Consider the following 18,723-nt stretch of genomic DNA (forward strand, 5'->3'; position numbering starts at 1 on the left):
GGGCCACGGCGGAAACGGAAAAGCCTACGTGATGCATCGTAGTCATGGGACCCGAACAACGGGCGATGACATGGGAGGGATTACATGCGGTATCGCGATCTTCGCGGCGCTCTTGCGGCTTCGGCGGCTGTCTGCGCGGTGGCCATGGCCACCCCGGCTGCTGCGCAGACGAGAACCTTCGACGTACCGGCACAGGCGGCGGCAACCGGCATACCGGCCGTGGCGACCCAGGCCGAAGTGCAGATCCTCGTCAGCGCGGCTGCGGTCCGGGGCAAGTCGATCCGCGCGCTGAAAGGTTCGATGACGGTCGATCAGGCGATCCGCCGCATCGCCGCCGACGCCGGCCTGCGGATCGTCTCGAGCGACGAGCGGACCTATGCGCTGGCGCCCGCTCCGGCACAAACGCCGAGCCCATCGGCGAGCGTCGGCCCCGCAGCGGAGCCCTACCACCCGGACGTGATCATCGTCACCGCGCAAAAGCGCGAGGAATCGATCCAGGACGTGCCGATCGCGGTCACGGCGCTGTCGAGCGAGGATCTGGATGCGCAGAAGATCGAGGGCGGGTCGGAACTGCTGCGCGCGGTGCCGAACGTGAATTTCTCCAAGAGCAATTTCAGCATGTACAACTTCTCGATCCGCGGGGTCGGGACCAAGGCGATTTCGGCCGCATCGGATCCGGCGGTGGCGGTCAGCTTCAATAACATTCCGCTCATTCGCAACCGGCTGTTCGAATCCGAATTCTTCGGCATGGAGCGGATCGAGGTGCTGCGCGGACCGCAGGGCACGCTCTACGGCCGCAACGCGACCGCAGGTGTCGTCAACATGATCCCCGCGATGCCGGAATATTCGGAGTTCAGCGGACAGGTGAAAGCCGAGTCCGGCAGTTACGACACCCGCCGCCTCAGCGGTCATATCAATGTGCCGCTCGGCAACACTTTGGCGGTGCGTGGCGCGGCCATGATGACCAAGCGCGACGGCTACGACTTCAACACCTATACCAACAAGCGGGTGAATGGGCGCGACCTGTGGTCGACGCGCCTGTCTGTGGGCTGGGAGCCGAGCGACAACTTCAGCGCGAGCTTCCTCTGGCAGCAATTCGAGGAGGACGACAACCGATCGCGGACGGGTAAGCAGCTTTGTACGCGCGACCCTGGGCCCACTGAGATCGGTGACACCACCGTGCCATATGCTTACATGCAAGCAAAACTGAGCCAAGGTTGCTTGCCCGGCAGTCTGTACGATGATGCAGCGTTCGGCGCGCCAAATCTGCTGGGCTCATCGCAAATCTTCGCCGCTGCCATCCAGCAGGCTGGGATCGACCCCGTGACCGGTCAGCCGGTGCAGGGCCTTCCCTTTGACCGATTCCCTTACGGGGGTGTCGTGCAGTCACGCAATCTGCGTGAGATCGAAACAAGCTATGATCCCGTCTTTCGCGCTAAGAATGACATTTTTCAGCTGAATTTCGAGTTGGATTTGGGCGCCGTCGCGTTTCATTCCCAAACGACCTTTGCAAAGGACAGCTACTATTCGTCCCAAGACTACAACCGCTTTGTGTCCGTGCCGCTATTTCCGGACAGCGCGGCTTTAGTCGATGGTAGCGGCAACCCACTTCCGAATGGTGGTCTGACGCCCGGTGGTATCTATACCGACCCTCAGCTTGGCCCCTCAGACCGATGGCTGTCGGTTGACATAAGTCAGTCCGAGAATGAGCAGTGGTTCCAGGAAGTACGGCTGACGTCCGATATGGACGGACCGATCAACTTCAACGTTGGCGCAAACTATCTTAACTTCGATACGCAGGATGATTATTATGTGCTTAGCAATATATTTACCTACATTTCGGAGGTGTTTCTAAATCGCAGGGGCAACGTCACTATAGATTGCTCCCGGCCAGAAATTGTGGCGACTGAGTGCGTCTATGTTGATCCCAACCCGATCAATCAGATCAATGGAGAGGGGCATAACTATTTTCGCAGCAAGAATGTCGTCGAAATCGAATCCTGGGGTGCGTTCGGCGAATTCTACTGGGACGTAACCGAGGATCTCAAGGTCACAATCGGCGGCCGCTATACGAAAGACACCAAGACTACCACGCCGATCCCGACTCAGCTGCTGCTCGGTGCGCAGGACTTCGGTCAAGAAACAGGGAATACCACCGGCGGCTACATCAGCCGAGGATTCCGCGAATTTGCGCCCACCGTGCTGAAATCCGACGCCTTCACCGGGCGCTTCGTGGTGGACTGGCAACCTGTGACGTCATTCAGCGACGATACGCTCGTCTACGCCTCGGTGTCGCGTGGATACAAGGCTGGCGGGAGCAATCCGCCCCGCATCGATGTTGACCCAGCGGTCATCCAGTATGAGCCGCTCCCCGCGGACTTCGATCCCGAGTATGTCACAGCCTTCGAGGTCGGCACGAAGAACAGCTTCGCTGGCGGACGCCTCTCGCTCAACGCGACGGCGTTCCTGAACCTCTACAAGGACTATCAGGTATCGCAGATCGTCGACCGGATATCGCTCAACGAGAACTTCGACGCCACCACCTGGGGCGCGGAACTGGAGGCAGCGTGGAGCCCCACGGAGCGGTTCCGGGTCGATGCCACACTCGGTTTCCTTCAGACCCGGATCGGAGATGGCGAGCAGTCGATCGACGTGATGAACCGCACCCAGGGCAACGAGGACTGGGTCCTCATCCGGCCTTCGCCGGCCGTCCCGTCGAACTGCATCGCGCCGCGGGACAAGGTGGAGATTATAATGAACAGCTTCCTGGCGACGCCTCCGGACGGCGGACTTGCCAATTTTGCCTTGGGGTCCCTGTGCGCCGGATCAATCCGATACGGCAGTTTTGACCCGGAGCGAGAGGGCCTTCCGTTTCATGCGCTCTTCGGCTTCACCTACGATCCCTTGACCGACGCTCCTAACGGAGGTCGCGGGTTCTATGCTGATCTGTCGGGCAATGAGCTTCCCAATGCCCCGCATCTGACCTTCAATATCGGCGCGCAATACACCGTTCCGATCGATGCCGGCGATTGGCAGCTGACTCTGCGCGGAGACTATTACCGCCAGTCGGAAAGCTTCGCGCGCGTCTATAATACCGAGATCGACCGACTCAAGGCATGGGACAACGTCAATGCCGCCATCACTCTGGTGCAACCAGAGGATGACTTTGCGCTGCAGCTCTACGTGAAGAACGTGTTCAACGATGCGCCGATCACCGACTTCTTCCTGAACAGCGATGATACGGGACTGACCACCAACGTCTTCACCCTCGATCCGCGCATCATCGGCTTCAGCGTGACCAAGGGGTTCTAGTACATCTCCCTCTCCCCGAGGGATCACTGGGCCGGCGTCTCGCCTTTCCGGAGGCAGGCGTCGGCCTCTTTTCTGCATGCCGGCCAAGTGCGGAATGTTCTGGCCTTCCATCGCCGCCGTTCGTAACCAGCGGCGAGTTACGACGGAGAAGGCATGACGTTCCAGATCGAAGGCTTCGACTTGGCCCGCTTCGTGCGCGACACGCTGGCGGAGGATCTGGGCGAGGGGCTGCCGGGCGGGGGGCGGGACGTTACCAGCGAGAGCGTGATCCCGGCCGGGGCGCGCTTTTCCGGGGTGATGGACACGCGCGATGCGATCGTGGTCGCGGGCTTGCCGATCGCTGCGGCTTTCTTCCACGCGCTCGATCCGGAGATGGAGGTCGAGGTGCTGGCGGAGGAGGGCGCGCGGGTGCCGGGCGGGACCGACCTCATGCGCCTCTCCGGCAAGGCGCGGGCGATGCTCACGGCGGAGCGCAGCGCGCTCAACACCGTGCAGCACCTCTCGGGCATCGCGACGATGACGCGCGCCTATGTCGATGCGATGGGCGATGCGGATTGCGTCCTGCTCGACACGCGCAAGACGATCCCCGGCCTGCGCCATCTGGAGAAGTACGCCACCCGCATGGGCGGGGCGCAGAACCACCGCCTGGGGCTGTGGGATGCGGCGATGATCAAGGACAACCACGTCCTCGTCGCCGGCGGCGTGGCCGAGGCCGTGCGCCGCGCGCGCGAGGCCGAGGTCGCGACGATCATCTGCGAGGTCGACCGGCTCGACCAGATCGAACCCGCGCTGGAGGCCGGCGCGCACCATCTGCTGCTCGACAACATGGACCCTGCGACTCTGCGCGAGGCGGTCGCAATCGTCGCCGGCCGCGTCCCGACCGAGGCGAGCGGCGGCATCGACCTGACCACCATCGCCGCCAAGGCCGCAACCGGGGTGGACTACGTCTCCGTCGGGCGCCTCACCCAGAGCGCGCCCGCGGCGGATATCGGGCTCGACTTCACGCCGCTGTGAGGCTTGCAGCACTCCTTGCGCTCAGTGCGCTCGGCGCAGGCAGCGCTGCGCACGGTCAGGCCTACCAGTGTCAGGTGCCGCGCAGCGTCTCGGTGCCCGAGGTCGCGCGGGAGGGGCCGGCGCGGCAGGTGCCGGTGCGGGGGTACACGCTGGCGCTGTCGTGGTCGCCGGAGTTCTGCAAGGGGCGCGAGGGGCGGGCGGCGCAGCGGATGCAGTGTTCGGGTCGCAATGGCCGCTTCGGGTTCGTGGTCCACGGGTTGTGGCCCGAGGGGCGCGGCACCTGGCCGCAGTGGTGCCCGACGGCGCGGAGCGTCTCTCCGGCGGAGGTGCGGCGGAACCTGTGCATGATGCCCTCCGCATCGCTCGCGGCGCGGCAGTGGGCCAAGCACGGCAGTTGCATGGTCGCGAGGCCCGAGACCTACTTCAAGGTCACGCGCATCCTGTGGGAGAGCCTGCGCTTTCCCGACATGGACCGGCTTTCGCGGCAGGAGGGGCTGACCGCGGGCACGATCCGCGAGCGGTTCCTGCTCGCCAACCGCGGCTGGCCGGCGGATGCGGTGGGGGTGCATCTCGATGGGCGGGGCTGGCTGGAGGAGCTGCGGCTCTGTTACGGCAAGGACTTCCGGCCCGCGAAGTGCGATGCCCGGCGGTACGGCGCCAAGGATGGGGCGTCGGTGAAGGTCTGGCGGGGACTGTAGAGCGGGGCGGCTACCGCCGTTCGCGGAAGAAGGCGCGCAGCAGCTCCGCCGCTTCGGCCTCGCCCATGCCCGAGTAGACTTCCGGCCGATGCAGGCTCTGCGGGTGGTCGAACACGCGCGCGCCGTGTTCGACCGCGCCTCCCTTGGGATCGGGTGCGGCGTAGTAGAGGCGTGCGATGCGGGCGTGGACGATCGCGCCGGCGCACATGGCGCAGGGCTCCAGCGTGACCCACAGTTCGCAGCCTGTCAGGCGCTCGTCGCCGACCGCGGCGGCAGCGGAGCGGATCGCGGCAATCTCGGCATGGGCGGTCGGGTCGTGCGCCGCGCGCGGGGCGTTGCGACCCTCGCCGACGATCGTGCCGCCGCGCACGACGACCGCGCCGATCGGCACTTCGCCGGCATTGGCGGCCTCCTGCGCCAGCGCCAGCGCGCGTTGCATAGGGGCAGGGATCGGCCAGCGGCTCATGGCGCCCGGGGCTAGCCGCACCCCGCGCAGGGTGCAACGCGCTTGACGATTCGCATGAGCCCCGCTAAGCGCGCCGCTTTCCGGGACAGGCATGGCCTACAGTCCCATCAGATCACGAACGAGAGATTTTCCATGTCGCGCATCTGCGAACTGACCGGCAAGGGCCGCCAGGTCGGCCACAACGTGAGCCACGCCAACAACAAGACCAAGCGTGTCTTCCTGCCGAACCTGCAGCACGTCACGCTGATGAGCGAGAAGCTGGATCGCAGCTTCAAGTTCCGCGTCTCGACCCACGGCCTGCGCTCGGTGGAGCACAACGGCGGCCTCGACAACTGGCTGCTCAAGACCGGCGACGAGAAGCTCAGCGCGCGCGCGCTCAAGGTGAAGCGCGAGCTCAAGAAGGCGCAGACCGCCGCCTGATCCACGCGGCGCCTGCGGGCGCCATCGCGAGCGGGATTTCAAAAAGGGCGTGCGAAGCGATTCGCGCGCCCTTTCGCTGTGTCCGGCGTCAAGGCCTCCAGCGCAGCCGGTAGAGGAGCGTGCGCTGGAGCACTGCGGTGTTGTCGTCGCTGATGAGCCACACGGTCATCGATCCATCGGGGCGAGGGACGGCGGCGATCCCTTCGAAGTTGTCGGCCGGCAGCGGCGCAGCGATTGCCCCGATCTCGCGCCCGCGCCAGACCTCGCCGGCGCGGATCGTAGCGGGATCGGCCACCGCAATGCGCGTCGCGAAGGCGTAGGGCAGCCCGAGCGTGACGGCGCGGTGGAGGATCAGTACCCGGCCGTCTGGCAGGGACGCGGCATCGACTGGGCGGTAACCCGCCGGCGGCGCATAGCGGAACTCGAGCGGCGCGGCACCTTCCACGGGATCGCCGGGGAACAGCAGCGCCTCGTGGCGCTGCTCCGACAGGTCGGGCCGCCCTTCCTGCAGCACGAGGAAGCGGCCATCGGGTAGCCGCGCCAGCGCTTCGGGGCCGCTGTTGCTCGACCAGCCTTCCATCGCGGGCGGGGAGACCGATTCGCCCTCGACCAGTTCCGGGTCGAAGCGGACGATCGAATTGCGCCCTTCGTAGGCGACCCAGATGCGGTTGCTCTCGGCGTCGCCAGCCAGCGCCTCTGCATCGACTGCGTGCTTGTTCTCGGTCGCATCTCCTCCGATCGCGCCGAATTCGGGCGCGTGCGGGGTAGCGCCGGGCGGAGCGAAGCGCAGGAAGCGTCCGCGGTCGCTGGCGGCGAGCAGGCGCCCGTCCGGGAGCGCGAGCAGGGCGGAATAGCCGCCGAAGTGGCTGTTCGGACTGCGCAGTTCCCACACCCCCTCGATCGCGAATTCACCAATGCGCAATTGATCGACCTCGATGGGCGCGATGTCGAGGATGGGCCGCAAGTCCTGCACCGGCGGCGTACGCAGCCATGTGCCCGGTGCAGCGAACACCACGATCGTCAGGATCGCGAGGAGCCGGATTGGTGTGGGGCGCCGCATGGCCGCGCGGGTCGCCGTTCCTCGCCAGCCGGTCAAGCGGTCACGGCATGGGGCCGAGGAACAGCAGCGGATCGAGCCGCGCCTCGCGCCACTTGAGGCTCCAGTGCAGGTGCGGTCCGGTCGCGCGGCCGCTGGCGCCGATATTGCCGATGTACTGCCCCCGCCGCACGACGTCGCCCTCCTTCACGGCGATCCTCGACAGGTGGAGAAAGGCGCTGTTGAGCCCCTGCCCGTGGTCGATGATCAGCAGGTTGCCCTCGAGGCTGAAGGGCTGATCGGTCGCGAGCACGACCACCCCATCGGCCGGGGCGACGAACGGCGTGCCGCTCTCGCCGGTCGCGATGTCGAGCCCCGAGTGATAGGCGCCCGGTTCGCCGCGATAGACGCGCTGCGAGCCGAAGCGGCCGGAAATACGCCCGGTGACCGGCCAGATGAAATCCTGCCGCCAGCCGTCGATGTCGGATTCGATCTCGCGCGCGGCGTAGATCTGCTCGAGTTCCGGCCGCCGGATCTTCATGAACGCCTCGCTCGGCCCGCCGGACCTGCGCGCGACGTTCACGTGCTCGATGTTCCAGTCTCGCGGGCTGACGGCGATCGGGCTCTCGATAATGTGCCCGTTGGAGAGAGTGGCGACGAGCTTGGTCGTCGGTCCGGCATCGCGGTCGAAGGCGGCGAAGAAGCGGCCCTCTTCATCGAGCGCAAGCTCCTGATCGCCGAGACGCGCCGAGACGGTTCCCGCCGGGGCCTGCCCGCGGATCCAGCCGCCCTGCGTGGTCTCGCCCTGGAAGAGGAACGTCGTCGGGCCGGGCAGCGGTGTGGGTGTGGGGCTGGGCATGGGGCTCGGCGCCGGGCTCGGCACCGGGGCCGGGATCGGCTGAACCACGGCGTCCGGAACCTGCGCCGACGGGATGCAGCTGGCAAGCGCGGCGGCGGCACCCGCGCCGGTCAGCGCGCGAATGGTAAAGGCCGCGCGGCTCATTCGCCCTGGATCAGGCGGCGCGTGGCGATCTCGGCGCTGGCATAGGGCTCCTGCCGGTCGACGCTCCAGTAGCGCAGCTCCTCGAGCGGAATGGCCTCGCCCGTCACTGCGCAGAATACGTGCTGCCCGGGGCGCATCACGCGAAAGCCGTTGGGGCCGTAAGCGAGTTTCGCCTCGCCGTTGCTGCCGGAATTCATCAACATGCCATCGCCCTAGCAAGTCATTCGAGATCGAACAAATCGTCCTGCCGCGGCGGCGCACCGGCGGGACGTTTGGGCACTTTGCGCGGTGCGGGTTTGCCCTGCGCTGAACCGCTCGGGATGACGGGGAGAAGGCCATCGGCGAACTCGATCTCGAGCAAATCCGCGCGGGCGGCGATTTCACGCGAGCGCACGAGCTCGCCGTCCGCGCTCTTCACCAGCACGAATCCCCGCGTGAGCGGCGCCTTCGGGTTGAGCGATGCGTGCAGGCGTTCGAGGGCGGCAAACCGCTCGCGCTCGCGCTGGAGGCGGGCTGTGGCGAGCAGGGGGGTGAGCCGGCTCGACTCCAGCCGATCGCGCGCGCGGTCGATCCTGTGGCGAAGGCTGGCGGGCGAGAGCCGCGCCGCGTCGGCCTGCAGCCGCTCGCGCGCCTGCGCGGCACGGTCCTTGAGCCCGCGGCGCAGGCGTTCGGCGAGTTCGTCGAGCTTCTGCGCTTGCGGCTGGAGCAGCGCCTCTGGCCTTGGCAGGCGCTGGGCTCGCGCCTCCAGCCGTTCGCGCCCGATCGCCACCGGGCGAAGGATCGCGCGGCGCTTGCGCGCGGTGAAGTCGGCGACGGTCGCCGCGAGCTCGCCCCGCACCGGCACGGCCATCTCGGCCGCCGCCGTAGGCGTAGGCGCGCGCCGGTCGGCGGCGTGATCGGCGAGGGTCGTGTCGGTCTCGTGCCCGACGGCGGAGATCACCGGGATCGGGCTTTCGGCGATCGCGCGGACCACGACCTCCTCGTTGAAACTCCACAAGTCCTCGATCGATCCGCCTCCGCGCGCGACGATCAGGAGATCCGGGCGCGGCACCGCGCCGCCCGGCGCCAAGGCGCCGAACCCGCGCACCGCGGCGGCGACCTGCTCGGCCGAGCCCTGACCCTGCACCAGCACCGGCCAGACGACGACGTGGCTCGGAAAGCGGTCCGCCAGGCGGTGGAGGATGTCGCGGATCACCGCGCCGGTCGGGCTGGTGACCACGCCGATCGTGCGCGGCAGGAACGGCAGCGTACGCTTGCGCTCGGCCGCGAAGAGACCTTCTGCCGCGAGGCGTTGGCGCGTCTTCTCCAGCAGCGCGAGCAGCGCGCCTTCGCCGGCGATCTCCAGGCTGTCGATGACGATCTGGTACTTCGAGCGGCCAGGATAGGTCGTCAGCTTGCCGCTTGCGACGACTTCGAGCCCGTCTTCCGGCACGAAAGTGAGCCGCTGCGCCGTCGTGCGCCACATGACTCCGTCGATCACCGCGCCTTCGTCCTTGAGGCAGCAATAGACGTGGCCCGAGGCGGCGCGCTTCACGCCGGAAAGCTCGCCGCGCAGCCGCACGAAGCCGAACCGGTCCTCGACCGTTCGCTTGAGCAACTGGGATATTTCCGTGATCGAGAGCGGCGCGGCGTTGTCCCCCTTGGCCGAGCGCGCTACGAGCCCGCCGTTACTGCCACCATCGTCGAAATCTGGAGCGGCCATGAACATCCTTCTGCTGGGCTCGGGCGGGCGCGAACATGCGCTGGCGTGGAAGCTGGCGCAATCCCGCCTGCTCGCGCGACCCGAGGATAAGTTCTACGCCGCGCCGGGCAACCCCGGGATCGCCGATCATGCCGAATGCGTCGCGCTCGATGCCGCCGACCACGCGGCGGTGATCGCCTTCTGCGAGGACAAACGCATCGGCCTGGTCGTGATCGGGCCGGAGGCGCCGCTGGTCGACGGGCTGGCCGATTCGCTGCGGGGCGAGGGAGTCGCGGTGTTCGGCCCTTCGAAAGCCGCCGCCCAGCTCGAGGGGAGCAAGGGCTTCACCAAGGACCTGTGCGAGCGCGCGGGGATTCCGACCGCCGGCTACATCCGCACGACCTCGCTCGAAGAAGCGAAGGCCGCGCTTGGCCGGTTCGAGGCGCCTTACGTGCTCAAGGCCGACGGGCTCGCCGCGGGCAAGGGCGTGGTGATCGCGGAAGGCCGCGCGGAAGCCGAAACGGCGCTGGCCGACATGTTCGGCGGCCAGTTCGGGGAGGCCGGCGCCGAAGTGGTGATCGAGGAATTCATGGAAGGGGAGGAAGCGAGCTTCTTCGCCCTCACCGACGGCGCGACGATCCTGCCGTTCGGCACCGCGCAGGATCACAAGCGCGTCGGCGATGGGGACACCGGCTCCAACACGGGCGGCATGGGTGCCTACAGCCCGGCCAAGGTCCTGACCCCGGCGATGCACGGCGAAGTGCTCAAGCGCATCATCGCTCCGACGGTGAAGACCATGGCGGACGAGGGCATGCCCTATTCGGGCGTGCTCTACGCCGGGCTCATGCTGACGGAGGACGGGCCCAAGCTGATCGAATACAACTGCCGCTTCGGCGACCCCGAATGCCAGGTCCTGATGATGCGGCTGGAAAGCGATCTCGGCGAACTCATGCTCGCCTGCGCCACCAGCAGCCTCGCCACGCAGCCGCCGGTCAAGCGCTCGGAGATGGCGGCGCTGACGGTCGTCATGGCCGCGAGCGGCTATCCCGGCGCGCCCGAAAAGGGCGGCGCGATCGATCTCGGCCAGGCGGAAGCGGAAGGCGCCAAGGTCTTCCACGCCGGCACGCGGCTGGAAGGGGACACGCTCGTCGCCAGCGGCGGGCGCGTGCTCAACGTGACGGCGTGCGGCGCGGACGTCACCGCGGCGCAGGCTGCGGCCTATCGTGCGGTCGAGGCGATCGACTTCCCAAGCGGGTTCTGCCGCCGCGACATCGGCTGGCGCGAGGTCGAGCGGGAGGCGGGCAAGTAGCGTCGGGTCACAGTATCGTGCGCAAAAATCTGAACCGTTCGCCCTGAGCTTGTCGAAGGGCCGCATTTCACTTCCGGCGCCGAGGGGAAAAAGGCGGTGCTTCGACAAGCTCAGCACGAACGGGATATGGACTAATCCATACGTTTCGCGCGCCGCTCTAACGGGCGGGGCCGGCGACGGTCAGCGACACCCCCGATCCGCTCGGCATGACTTCGGCGTCGATCCCGAACACTTCGGCGAGCCGCTCGGCCGCCATCGTTTCGGCAACGCTGCCGTCGGCGACGATGCGGCCGTCCTTCATCCAGATCAGCCGGTCGGCGTAACGCGCGGCGAGCGTGAGGTCGTGGACGACGGTGAGCACCGCGCGCCCCTCGTGCGCGGCGGCGGCGAAGAGCTGCGCGACCTCGTGCTGGTAGCGCGGGTCGAGCGCGGCGACGGGTTCGTCCGCGACCAGCAGCGGGGTTTCCGCCGCGAGTGCGCGCGCGAGGTGAACCCGCGCCAGTTCGCCGCCCGAGAGCGTGTCGGCGGCGCGGCTCTCGAACCCGGCGAGGCGGCAGGCCGCGATCGCGCGCGCGACCGCCGCCGCATCTTCCGCCGAGAGCTGGCCGGGCGCCGCGCCATAGGCGAAGCGGCCGAGCGCGATCACGTCGCGCACCGGCATGGGCCAGGCGAGCGGGCGGGTCTGCGGCAGGTAGGCCGCCTTGCGCGCGCGGGCCATCGGCGAAAGACCGCGGACGCCGGCGCCGTCGATCAGCACCTCGCCGGCGTCGGGTGCGAGTAGGCCGAGCGCGAGCCGCAACAGGGTCGACTTGCCCGAGCCGTTGGGGCCGATCAGCATGGTCAGCTCGCCCGGTTCGAGCCGGAAGCTCGCGTCCTCGACCAGCGGCCGTCCCTCGGCGCTGTAGGTGAGCCCGCGGGTTTCGAGCACGCTCATCGCACGAGCCTCCCGCGGGCGGCGATCCAGACGAAGATCGGCGCCCCGATCAGCGCCGCGACGACGCCGAGTCGCAGTTCGCTGTCGGTCGGCAGGAGCCGCACGCCGATATCGGCGAGGACCAGCACCAGGCCGCCGAGCAGGGCCGAGGGCACCAGCAGGCGCGCCGGGTCGTAGCCGACGAAGGGCCGGACGAGGTGCGGCGCGACGATCCCGACGAAGCCGATCGCGCCGGCGAGCGAAACCGCCGCGCCGGTCGCGAGCCCCGCGCCGAGGATCACCGCGAGCCGCTGCCGCCGGAGGTCGAGTCCGACCCCCTCGGCCGCCTCCTCCCCCAGCGCGAGCGCCGCGAGGCCCCGGCGGGTGGCGAGCAGGATCGCGGCGCCGATCGCGAGGAACGGCGCGGCATAGGCGAGATCGGCGAAGCTGCGATTGGCGACCGTGCCCAGCGTCCAGTTGATCATGTCGGCCAGCGTAAAGGGGTTGGGCGCGAGGTTCATCAGCAGCGCCATCAGCGCGGCGGAGAAGCTCGACAGGCCGATGCCGACCAGGATCAGCGTCACCGCCGAGCGGGTTCGCAGTGCCGCAATGGCAACCACCAGCGTCGCCGCCAGCGCGCCCGCGATCGCCGCGAGAGGCAGAACCAGCGGCCCGGCGCCGGCGAGGCCGAAGAACAGCACGAAGGTCGCGAACAGCGCCGCGGTGGCGGAGACGCCGAGAATGCCGGGCTCGGCGAGCGGATTGCGCAGCAGGCCCTGCAGCGCCGCTCCGCTCATCCCCAGCGCCGCGCCGACCACGGCGGCGGCGAGCGCGCGGGGCAGGCGGATCTGCCAGACGACCAGCGTGTCCCCCGGATGCCCTTGCAGGCCCAGCGCGCTCAGCACCCGCATGGGCGACAGCGGCACCGAGCCGAGCAGCAGGGCGAGCAGAATCGCACCGGCCAGCGCGAGCGCGAGGAGAGCGTTGGTGCGGGCGGTCATGGCCTTTCTCCCTGAGCGGCTTGCGACAGGGCCTCGATCGCGTCGATCAGGAACCAGCCGCCGCAGCTCGTCCAGGCGCCTTCGAGCGGCACCACGGGGCGGTTCTCGAGCTGCGCCCGGGCAACCGGATGGCGTGCGGCGCTCCAGATTTCGGCCTGGCTCTCGACGCCTTCGTAGAAGGCCGCGGCGACCACGTCGGGGTGCTCGTAGGCGAGCCGTTCGAGCGGCAGCGTATTCCAGCCGGGCCGGTCCTGGAAATTCGCGAGGCCCGCGGTGCGCAGGATCTCGTGAACCAGCGTTCCCTCGCCCGAGGTCATGCCTCCCGGCGTCATGTAAAGCGCGGTGCGGCGCTTCTCGGGCGGGGCGGGCAGGGCGGCGAGGCGGCGGTCCATATCGGCCGCCGCCTGCCGAGCCTCGTCCCCGGCGCCGAGCGCGCTGCCGATGCGAATGACTTCCTCGCGCACTTCGGCGATGGTCTGCGGAAAGCCGATCTGGATCACGGGCACGCCCAGTTCCTCGAGGAACGGCACCACGTCGGCACCTCCGCCGAACGAGCGGACGACGAGATCGGGCTGGAGGGCGAGAACGTCGGCCGTGCGCGGCCGCACCGTCGGCAGTCCCTCGGCCTCGGCGCGCATGTAGGAGAAGCGCTCCCCCGCATAGGGCGAGAGCGCGAGGATCGCATCGCGCTCGGCGAAGCGGAGCACGTACTGGTCGGCGCAGTAATCGAGGCTGACGATACGCTGCGGTTCGGCTCCGGGCGCGGCGGATCGCTCCTGCGGAGAAGCGCAGGCCGCGAGGAGCAACGCCGCGAGACAGACAAACCAGCTTTTTCGCCCCAGGACCAATCGGCATTTATGCCCGGTGTCATCCCCGCGAAAGCGGGGATCCAGGGTGCGGCCGTTGCTCCATGGATTCCCGCGTGCGCGGGAACGACAAACGAGTGTGAGAGATGTCCCCTCTTTCGAGGACCGGTGACGCTGAGAGGCGCCATTTGCAGGCCAGGGCTGAATGCCGATTGGCCCTCGCGCGCTTTTCGACCATCTTGCATGGCGCATGGCGGAACCCCGATCGCGGCACGGGGAGGCTCGGGACCCCGCATCGCCTGGACAGTCTTGGCCCGCCGGGGCACCTCACCCCGGCGCCGGTAGCCCGGCCGACGGCTGTCGCTTCTGCGGGAAAACGCGTTTCCCGTCCGATAGAGCTGACCCGGCTCCCCGGACGAACGACGCGACGGCAGGTCTCCTGGCTTGCGGATCGGCGCCCCTGGGCCGTCTTCCCGGAAAAATCATTCCGTTTTCGGAACGATTTTCCAGTGACGTGATGGCCCGGGACTCCCCGCTCACAGTTGCGGGCACAGCGCCGGCATCGCACCGGCTTCCCTCTTAGCCGCCCGTGCGTGAAGCGCGTGCGGCACCGTCTGGCGACGCACTTGCGGCTGCGGGGCGCGGGTTGTCAATGCCGGAGCGGATCAGTCCTCCGCCATCGCCTTGCGCATCTGCGCGAGGGCGGCGGCCTTGAGCTGGTGGACGCGCGGCACGCTGACGCCGAGCACATCGGCGATCTCCGACAGGTTCAGCTCCTCGACGAAGTAGAGCTGGATCACCAGCTGGTGCCGTTCGCCGAGCGAGCCGAGCGCGGCGATCAGATTCTCGCGGTCCTCCTGCTGGAGGACTTGCCGTTCAGCATCGGGTTCGTGCGAGGCGAAGGCCGTGTCGCTTTCCGAATAGCACTCGTCGAGCGAGTTCAGCCGTGTCTCGACCAGATCGCTCTCCAGCCGGCGGAAGTCCTCGACCGTCATCCCGAGCGCGTCGGCAAGTTCGGCGGGAGAAGGTTCGCGTCCCAGCGCGGTATGGAGCTTCGCTCGGGCGCTCTCGATCATGCGCCGCTTCGCGCGCGCTCCGCGCGGATCGGGCGAGGCGCTGCGCAGCAGGTCGACCATCGCACCGCGCACGCGCAGCTTGGCATAGGCCGCGAAGCCGTCCTCGCTCGGCGCATCGTGCTTCTGCGCGCATTCGGTCAGCGCGACAAGGCCGGCCTGCATCAGGTCCTCGACGTCGACGGTCGGACCGCCGCTGCCCGAGAGGTGCCAGGCGAGCTTGCGCACCATCGGCAGGAACCGGGTGACCCGGTCGCCGACATTGCCGCGATAGGCCTCCGCCACGGCAAATTCGGAATGGTCGTACCTCATGCGGCCAAGGGCTCCCTGTCCATATCCGGCACCGGCTGCGGGGCCTGCGCCTGCTCATCGCCGCCGACGACCGCGATCACTTCGATCGGCTGGGCGACGGGCAGTTCGTTGATCGAAAGGACCGCACAGCCCGGTGCGCGCAGGCGCAGCAGGCCGGCCAGCGGGCGCCGGGCGCGCGGCTGGACGATCAGCGCGGGTTTGCCCGCGCCGGCCGGGCGGCCCGCGACGATCGCGGCAATCCGCTCGCCGATCGAGCGGGCGAGATCGGGTTCGATGACGACGTTCCCGCTCGCCGGGTCCTGCAGCCCGCCGACGACCATCTCCTCCAGCTCGGCGGCGAGAGTGATGACCGGCAGGCGCTCGTCCGGCGCGCACAGGCTGCCGACCAGCATCGGGCCGAGATCGGCGCGGAGCATGTCGACCAGCCGGTCGTGGTCGGTCGTCTGCTGCGCCGCCTGCGACAGGCTGGCGAGGATCGGCAGCGGATGCGCGAGCGAAATTCCGTCGGCGAGCAGCGCGCGCAGCAGCCGGGTGACCGCGGCGAGCGAGAGCGGCTGCGGCGTGATCGTCTCGACCATCTGCGCGTTTCGCTCGCGCACCATGTCGAGCAGTTCGCGCACCTGGTCGGGGCCGAGCAGGTCCTGCGGCCGGGCGGAGAGGAGCTGGTTCACATGGGTCGCAACCACGCTTTCCGGATCGACGACGAGATAGCCTTCGGCCACTGCCAGGTCGCGCGTGCCCGCATCGATCCACACGGCCGGGCAGCCGAAGCTCGGGTCGCGGGTCGCCTCGCCCGGAAGCTGGGCGAGCTGGCCCGCCTCGCCGGTGTCGATCGCGAGCATCCGATCGGGACGAAGCTGGCCGGAGCCGAGCGGCGCACCGCCCAGTGTCACGCGGTAGCGGTCGGGCGCCAGGTCGAAGCTGTCCTTGATCCGGAATTGCGGCACGATGTAGCCGAACGACTGGCAGAGCTGGCGCCGCAGACCGGTGAGGCGCGAGACGAGCGGCGCACCGCGCCGGTCGTCGGCCAGATGGACCAGCCCGAAGCCGAGTTCGATCGTCACCAGCGCCTGTTCGGAGATGTCCTCGATCGCGATCCGCGTCGTGTCGGGAGCGGGTTCCGCTTCCTCGACGGGCACGAAGGCCTTGCGCCGCTTGAGCGTGCGCCACAGCGCGAAAGCGCCGGCGGCAAGCGGCAGGAAGACCGACTGCGGCATGGCCGGGATCATGCCCATGGCCGCGAGGATGCAGCCGACCGGCAGCCAGATGCCGGGCTCGGCGAGCTGGCCGCCGATCTGTCCGGTGAGGTCGCGGCTATCGGAGACGCGGGTCACGATCACCGCCGCGGCGATCGAGAGCAGCAGGGCCGGGACCGAAGCGACCAGCGCGTCGCCGACGGCCAGCGTCACGTAGAGCTCGCCCGCCTCGCCCGCCGACAGGCCGTGCGTGGCCATGCCGAGCACGAACCCCGCCACGATATTGACGAACAGGATCAGCAGCGCCGCGATCGCGTCGCCCTTCACGAACTTGCTGGCGCCGTCCATCGAGCCATAGAAGTCCGCCTCGGTCGCGATCTCGCGGCGGCGGGCCTTGGCTTCGTCGGCCGTCATCAGCCCGGCGGCGAGGTCGGCGTCGATCGCCATCTGCTTGCCGGGGAGGGCGTCAAGCGTGAAGCGCGCGGAGACTTCCGACACGCGGCCCGCACCCTTGGTCACGACCACCAGGTTGATGATCATCAGGATCATGAAAACGAACAGGCCCACGGCGAAGCTGCCGCCGATCAGAAAGGCGCCGAAGGCCTCGATCACCTTGCCGGCCGCGGCCTCGCCCTCGTGCCCGTTCATCAGCACGACGCGGGTGGAGGCGACGTTGAGCGCGAGGCGCAGCAGCGTCGCGAACAGCAGGACCGAGGGGAACGACGAGAAGTCGAGCGGCTTTTCCGCATTCATCGCCGCCATCAGCACCGCGACCGAGAGCGCGATGTTGAGCACGAAGAACAGGTCGAGCATGGCCGGCGGGATCGGCACGACCATCAGCACGATGATCGTCAGGATGCCGACCGGCAGAGCCATCGAGGGCGTGAGGAACGAACGCCAGGTCACAGCCCGAACGCCCGGAACTTGCCGTAGGCTTCGCCCACGTGCCGCGCCGCGCGGCTATCGAGCCCGTCGGAGCCGCCGAAGGTGGTCTGCAGCGTCTCCGCCATTGAGGGCCGCGGCGCGGGCCGGGCGGGCTCGGCGGCGAACGTGCTGCGTGCCTGGGTGAAAGCGGCCGATGGCGTCGACGGCAGATAAGTGCCGGCCGCCGGTGGCGCGACCGCACCGCCCTGCTTGGCGTCCTCGACTTTGCCGCGCACCAGGTCCATGACTTCGCCGACCGAGCGCGAGCGCCCGCCCTGGTAGAAGATCGCCGGGTTCGCTTCCGCCGGTTTGGGAAACAGTGCGGCGGCGGATGTCAGCGGATTGTCCCGCAGCGCGCCCAGGAAGCCCTTGGCGCCGCCTGCCCCCAGGAAATGCGCGAGGTAGAGTTCGGCATGGTCCGGCTCGCGGCCGAGGAAGTCGCGCAGCTCGCCCGCATTGTCGCGCGCGAGCTCGGCCGCCATCAGCGAGGAGACTTCGGGATCGAAGCGCAGCGCCATGATCTGGGCGCGCATCCCGGCATCGCCGACCGTCGCCCGGCCACCCTGCTGGACGATGGCCGCCTCGGCCCAGTCCAGCCCGTGCGTCTTGCCGTGGCGGTCGAGCGTCTCGAGCCAGGTCGAGGAGATGAACTGGTAGAGCCCCGATGCGCTCGAAGTGCGTGCCCGGGCGTCGCTGTCGAGATTCGATTCGATCTTTGCCTGCGCCAGCAGGTAGTCGAAATCGACGCCGGTCGCGGCCGACGCGCGGGCAATCGACGCCTGCACGCTGTCGGGCTGCGCTGCACTACGCTGGACTGGTGTGATACCTGACAAGGTAATCCCCGGCTTGGTTGTACTCGCCGGGGTTCAAGCAAGAGGTGTGCCAATAGCGGCGTCAGGCGTGGTAGGGCATCTCCCGCGCCACCGAGGGGCGGCCCGCGCCGTAGAGATTGATGCGGCCGGTGAGCGAGCCCAGGCGGGCGTCGACGTTGGCGGCGATCAGATTGCGGATCTTGCGGTTGATCTCGTTGAGGCGCGCGACGGCGTCGAGCAGGCCGCGGCATTCCTCGTCCAGTGCGCCTTGCGCCTGGCTTTCGATCGCCTCGCACAGCTCCAGCTTGCCGTCGGAGCAGTTGAGTATGGAATCGAGGTCGAGGGCGGCAAGCGCCTGCCGCTCGCTTTCGAGAAGGGCAAGCATTTGCCGGAGTGCATCGCGAAGGGAGGGGCGCGGGTGCTGGTTCTCGGTCATCGCTCGTTCCTCGGCATGAAGCCCGCGGCGATCATCGCATCGGCGGTCTTGCGCGGATCGAGCCGGTAGCGGCCCTGCTCGATCGCCTGGCGGAGTTCGGTTACGCGCTCGCGGTCGACGGGCGCTTCGGGGCCGGCGAGGCCGACGCCGTTGAGAGCGACCCCGGCGGCCTGATCGGCATCGGTGCCGGCGGGCCGTGCATGCTCGGCGTGCGAAACGGGCGCAGTGCCCTTCGCTCGCAGGCTGCGCAGGATGCCGTTCGGCCCATGCATGTCGATCCGGTCCATCGGTTCGCTCCGTTCGTGTACCGG

General features: G+C 68.5%; 18 protein-coding genes and 1 riboswitch. Of the genes, 5 read left to right on the top strand and 13 right to left on the bottom strand.

Annotated features, from left to right (window positions below; genetic code table 11):
• Window positions 1-84 precede the first annotated feature (84 nt).
• The 3 genes from ETX26_RS00120 to ETX26_RS00130 all read left to right on the top strand — a co-directional run bounded on the left by ETX26_RS00120 (window position 85) and on the right by ETX26_RS00130 (window position 5,024).
• Window positions 85-3,312: a TonB-dependent receptor domain-containing protein gene (locus ETX26_RS00120; protein WP_225425430.1), complete on the top strand. Its 3,228-nt coding sequence runs from the start codon at window positions 85-87 to the stop codon at window positions 3,310-3,312.
• A 153-nt stretch (window positions 3,313-3,465) separates the two neighbouring features.
• Window positions 3,466-4,326, top strand: coding sequence for a carboxylating nicotinate-nucleotide diphosphorylase (gene nadC / locus ETX26_RS00125; protein WP_129522703.1), 861 nt, complete (start codon window positions 3,466-3,468; stop codon window positions 4,324-4,326).
• Entirely contained in the window at window positions 4,323-5,024 is a 702-nt protein-coding gene (locus ETX26_RS00130; RefSeq protein WP_129522704.1) for a ribonuclease T2 family protein, read from the top strand. The genes nadC and ETX26_RS00130 overlap by 4 nt, the downstream gene beginning before the upstream one ends.
• A gap of 10 nt (window positions 5,025-5,034) precedes the next feature.
• Here ETX26_RS00130 and ETX26_RS00135 read toward each other — a convergent pair whose 3' ends face one another.
• Window positions 5,035-5,490, bottom strand: a complete 456-nt coding sequence (locus ETX26_RS00135; RefSeq protein WP_129522705.1) for a nucleoside deaminase — start codon at window positions 5,488-5,490, stop codon at window positions 5,035-5,037.
• A 132-nt stretch (window positions 5,491-5,622) separates the two neighbouring features.
• Between ETX26_RS00135 and rpmB the strand changes: the two genes are divergently transcribed.
• Complete coding sequence (gene rpmB, locus ETX26_RS00140; RefSeq protein ID WP_119514216.1) at window positions 5,623-5,910, top strand: 50S ribosomal protein L28; 288 nt, start codon at window positions 5,623-5,625, stop codon at window positions 5,908-5,910.
• A gap of 88 nt (window positions 5,911-5,998) precedes the next feature.
• Here the strand turns inward: rpmB and ETX26_RS00145 are convergent, their stop codons facing one another.
• The 4 genes from ETX26_RS00145 to xseA are packed head-to-tail and all read right to left on the bottom strand — an operon-like array spanning window position 5,999 to window position 9,651.
• On the bottom strand, window positions 5,999-6,970 hold the full coding sequence (locus ETX26_RS00145; protein ID WP_129522706.1) for an esterase-like activity of phytase family protein: 972 nt from the start codon (window positions 6,968-6,970) through the stop codon (window positions 5,999-6,001).
• A 40-nt stretch (window positions 6,971-7,010) separates the two neighbouring features.
• On the bottom strand, window positions 7,011-7,949 hold the full coding sequence (locus tag ETX26_RS00150) for a M23 family metallopeptidase (protein ID WP_129522707.1): 939 nt from the start codon (window positions 7,947-7,949) through the stop codon (window positions 7,011-7,013).
• Window positions 7,946-8,152 carry a DUF2093 domain-containing protein gene (locus ETX26_RS00155; protein ID WP_129522708.1) on the bottom strand — a complete coding sequence of 69 codons (207 nt, stop codon included), beginning with the start codon at window positions 8,150-8,152 and terminating at the stop codon, window positions 7,946-7,948. Before ETX26_RS00155 ends, ETX26_RS00150 begins: the two co-directional genes overlap by 4 nt.
• A 17-nt stretch (window positions 8,153-8,169) precedes the next feature.
• Window positions 8,170-9,651, bottom strand: a complete 1,482-nt coding sequence (gene xseA / locus ETX26_RS00160; protein ID WP_129522709.1) for an exodeoxyribonuclease VII large subunit — start codon at window positions 9,649-9,651, stop codon at window positions 8,170-8,172.
• Here xseA and purD point away from each other — a divergent pair.
• The gene (gene purD, locus ETX26_RS00165) at window positions 9,650-10,939 is read left to right on the top strand and encodes a phosphoribosylamine--glycine ligase (RefSeq protein WP_129522710.1); all 1,290 of its coding nucleotides are present in this window, start codon (window positions 9,650-9,652) and stop codon (window positions 10,937-10,939) included. The genes xseA and purD overlap by 2 nt on opposite strands.
• 157 nt (window positions 10,940-11,096) lie before the next feature.
• On the opposite strand, the gene ETX26_RS00170 is transcribed toward purD, so the two are convergent.
• From ETX26_RS00170 to ETX26_RS00205, 8 genes are all read right to left on the bottom strand, one after another.
• Window positions 11,097-11,873, bottom strand: coding sequence for an ABC transporter ATP-binding protein (locus tag ETX26_RS00170; RefSeq protein ID WP_129522711.1), 777 nt, complete (start codon window positions 11,871-11,873; stop codon window positions 11,097-11,099).
• Window positions 11,870-12,853, bottom strand: coding sequence for a FecCD family ABC transporter permease (locus tag ETX26_RS00175; RefSeq protein ID WP_129522712.1), 984 nt, complete (start codon window positions 12,851-12,853; stop codon window positions 11,870-11,872). Before ETX26_RS00175 ends, ETX26_RS00170 begins: the two co-directional genes overlap by 4 nt.
• Window positions 12,850-13,659 (bottom strand): ABC transporter substrate-binding protein, encoded by an 810-nt coding sequence (locus tag ETX26_RS00180; RefSeq protein WP_225425431.1) that lies wholly within the window; start codon window positions 13,657-13,659, stop codon window positions 12,850-12,852. The genes ETX26_RS00175 and ETX26_RS00180 overlap by 4 nt, the downstream gene beginning before the upstream one ends.
• Before the next feature lie 412 nt (window positions 13,660-14,071).
• A riboswitch (cobalamin riboswitch) is annotated at window positions 14,072-14,289 on the bottom strand.
• A gap of 35 nt (window positions 14,290-14,324) precedes the next feature.
• The gene (locus ETX26_RS00185; RefSeq protein WP_129522714.1) at window positions 14,325-15,044 is read right to left on the bottom strand and encodes a sigma-70 family RNA polymerase sigma factor; all 720 of its coding nucleotides are present in this window, start codon (window positions 15,042-15,044) and stop codon (window positions 14,325-14,327) included.
• Window positions 15,041-17,116 carry a flagellar biosynthesis protein FlhA gene (locus ETX26_RS00190; RefSeq protein ID WP_129524068.1) on the bottom strand — a complete coding sequence of 692 codons (2,076 nt, stop codon included), beginning with the start codon at window positions 17,114-17,116 and terminating at the stop codon, window positions 15,041-15,043. The genes ETX26_RS00185 and ETX26_RS00190 overlap by 4 nt, the downstream gene beginning before the upstream one ends.
• Window positions 17,117-17,142: 26 nt before the next feature.
• A complete protein-coding gene (locus ETX26_RS00195) occupies window positions 17,143-17,997 on the bottom strand; it encodes a lysozyme family protein (RefSeq protein WP_225425432.1) in 855 nt (284 codons plus the stop codon).
• Between the two features lie 61 nt (window positions 17,998-18,058).
• The gene (locus ETX26_RS00200; RefSeq protein WP_225425433.1) at window positions 18,059-18,412 is read right to left on the bottom strand and encodes a hypothetical protein; all 354 of its coding nucleotides are present in this window, start codon (window positions 18,410-18,412) and stop codon (window positions 18,059-18,061) included.
• Window positions 18,409-18,699 (bottom strand): flagellar biosynthesis anti-sigma factor FlgM, encoded by a 291-nt coding sequence (locus ETX26_RS00205; RefSeq protein ID WP_225425434.1) that lies wholly within the window; start codon window positions 18,697-18,699, stop codon window positions 18,409-18,411. The genes ETX26_RS00200 and ETX26_RS00205 overlap by 4 nt, the downstream gene beginning before the upstream one ends.
• Window positions 18,700-18,723: the final 24 nt, after the last annotated feature.

Origin of the sequence: Pelagerythrobacter rhizovicinus (genome assembly GCF_004135625.1) — a bacterium.
In the GTDB taxonomy this organism is placed as follows: domain Bacteria; phylum Pseudomonadota; class Alphaproteobacteria; order Sphingomonadales; family Sphingomonadaceae; genus Pelagerythrobacter; species Pelagerythrobacter rhizovicinus.